Source organism: Proteus sp. G4380, assembly GCF_963885725.1.
In the GTDB taxonomy this organism is placed as follows: domain Bacteria; phylum Pseudomonadota; class Gammaproteobacteria; order Enterobacterales; family Enterobacteriaceae; genus Proteus; species Proteus mirabilis.
In genome coordinates, this window is sequence record NZ_CAWPAV010000023.1 from 1 (window position 1) to 2,736 (window position 2,736).

Consider the following 2,736-nt stretch of genomic DNA (forward strand, 5'->3'; position numbering starts at 1 on the left):
AGATGAGAAATTAAATATATATTAATATGTAGACCAATTTGTTATATTTATAGGTCTATCCCAGCGGTTAAAACGCAATCCTTTGCCTGTCCTATTTCCATGTGTATCTAAAATCTCATAATACTCTTCAACTATTTGGCTACGACCGCGTTGCCATTCATTGGTGGTAGCAGCAGGATCGATTAAATAAATATCACCGACAACGGTATATAACTCACCTAAATAACGAACTTTACGTGTGGTGGTGGTGGAATAGTGAGAGAACATCACTTGGTAGGTTTTATAGTGTTCAGGTTGCCCATAAGGGCCATATTTCATCGCAATATAGCGAATTCCTTTAGTACCAACAGGACTCGTGCCACCTGGCGTTGGCATATCGGGTGTAATATTAAAAAGAGTATAACGTGAGCCAACCGTTGGTTGCCTTAGCGCTTGGCGATAACTATAGCTATCCATTCCTGAAGCTGTCCATGTTCTATCCACCAGACCATTTCCTGCCCAACAATAGCAAGATAAGGCGAGTAAAGGGAATGAAAGAGGGATAAACAAGGCTCTAGCCAACATAAATACTCCTTTTTATTACTATTATGATGCCAGAAAACTAGGGTGTTATTCCGTAAAATAACGCTATAACAGCGTGCCATTTCTGATGCTTATCCCTTTCCATTCCAAAAGGTTATTAAAAACAGAAAATAATTGATTATATTTTGGACAAAAAAAACGTTTAGATAATAAAGGTGAAAAGGTGATAAATAAGACAGTGTAGAGGTAACCGTTTATGAACCCATTAACGACATTACGTGTTGCAAGCGTACAACTACAACATAAGGCTAATGATAAAGATTATAATTTAGCCAAAATGCATCAGTTTATTGAGATGGCTGCCAGTGAAAAAGTGAATCTTCTAGTATTTCCTGAAATGTGTATCACGGGATACTGGCATGTCCCTAAATTACCGGCGCAACAGGTTTATGCATTAAGTGAAAAACTGGCTGATAGCGCATCATTAAAATCCATTAAACAAAAAGCACAACAGTATGCAATGGCTATTGGTGTTGGATTAATTGAACGGGATAACAATAATAATTTGTATAATACTTGGGTTGTTTGTATGCCTGATGGTTCATTACAAAAACATCGTAAATTGCATACATTTGAACATCCGGTTATTTGTAGCGGAGATCAATACACCGTATTTGATACCCCATGGGGGATTAAAATGGGTATTTTAATTTGCTGGGATAATAATTTAGTTGAGAACGCACGGGCGACGGCGTTATTAGGGGCAGATATTTTATTGGCTCCTCATCAAACTGGCGGAACCCACTCTCGTAGTCCACACAGCATGAAACCTATTCCAATGGCGTTGTGGGAAAATCGTCAGCAAGATCCACAAGCGTTACAAGCTGCTTTTCAAGGTGAACATGGCAAAGGATGGCTAATGCGCTGGTTACCTGCTAGAGCTCACGATAATGGTATGTTTATCATCTTCAGTAATGGGGTTGGGCGTGATGAAGAAGAGGTGAGAACGGGTAATGCGATGGTTATCGATCCTTATGGACGTATTGTAAAAGAAAGCTGTGCGATAGAAGACGATATAGTCGTCACGGATATTGATTTAACGCTTTTGCCTGAATCAACAGGGAGACGCTGGTTAACGGGCAGAAGACCAGAGCTATATCAGATCCTCACCACTCGACAAGGTAATGAACAAGATCCGATTTCCGTTCGTTTTGGTAACAAGGACTAATAGAGATAATTATAAAAAGAGCATAATTATTTATCAGACAAAAGATTAACACCTAATATTAATTTTACTAATTTATTTTATGTTAGAATAATAAAAGAAACTAATATAGGTTTGATGATAAATAATGGATACACGTTTATTAAATGCTTTTGTGGTGTTAGCTGATACAGGGCACTTTGGTGAAGCTTCCAAACAGCTTTGTATTAGCCAACCTGCATTAACTAAACAGATTAAAACGTTGGAATCACAACTGGATATCGTGTTGTTTGAGCGTGGTCGCCATGGTGCAAAGCTCACGCAAGAAGGACAATATTTACTCAATCAAGCTCAAGTGGTATTACGGGAATCCCATATTTTAGAAAAACAAGCTCGTCAATTAGTTGAGCCACAAAAAGTCTCACTTTATGCGGGATTCGGTCTGTCATCATTAAGTTTTATTACTTCACTATTGGCGAGATTTAATCAAATTGAGCCAAATATTAGCGTCAATATTGATGATATGTCTTCTCATAAAATGGAAGAAAAATTATTAATGGGTGAACTTGATGTGGCTTTTTCTCGTTTACCCGTTATGCCCCCTTTACAAGGGATAGCGTTGACACAAGAGCAACTGATGTTAGCTATTGCAACACAACATATTACGGTGTTGGAGGCAGATTATAACCCATTACATTATTTCGACTCATTAGGGCTTATTTTACTTGCTCCAGAAAAAGGGAAAAAACTGTATCAGCAGATACATGCTTTTTTACAACAGCATAAACTAGCACCGCGTTTATTACAGCAATCTCAAGATATTCAGACCCAATTAGCGCTAGTCGCGGCTGGATTAGGGATAGCATTAGTGCCTAAAAGCGCGCAATTAATTTGTGATAAACAAAGAGTCACATTGTTACCTCTATCTGGGTTATACACACAATGGAAAATTGGTGTAATTTGGAATAGTAATATTAAAAATAAAGAACGTGATCTTTTTATTAAAATAA

At 37.7% G+C, this 2,736-nt stretch carries 3 protein-coding genes; 2 read left to right on the plus strand and 1 reads right to left on the minus strand.

Annotated features, from left to right (window positions below):
• Positions 1 to 21: 21 nt before the first annotated feature.
• Complete coding sequence (umoA, locus tag AACU98_RS01375; protein ID WP_004246526.1) at positions 22 to 564, minus strand: flagellar biogenesis regulator UmoA; 543 nt, start codon at positions 562 to 564, stop codon at positions 22 to 24.
• A 214-nt stretch (positions 565 to 778) separates the two neighbouring features.
• On the opposite strand from umoA, the gene AACU98_RS01380 reads away from it, so the two are divergent.
• Positions 779 to 1,750 (plus strand): nitrilase family protein, encoded by a 972-nt coding sequence (locus AACU98_RS01380; RefSeq protein WP_161735392.1) that lies wholly within the window; start codon positions 779 to 781, stop codon positions 1,748 to 1,750.
• A 124-nt stretch (positions 1,751 to 1,874) separates the two neighbouring features.
• The coding region (locus AACU98_RS01385) for a LysR family transcriptional regulator (protein WP_161735394.1) at positions 1,875 to 2,736 on the plus strand (862 nt) is incomplete at its 3' end.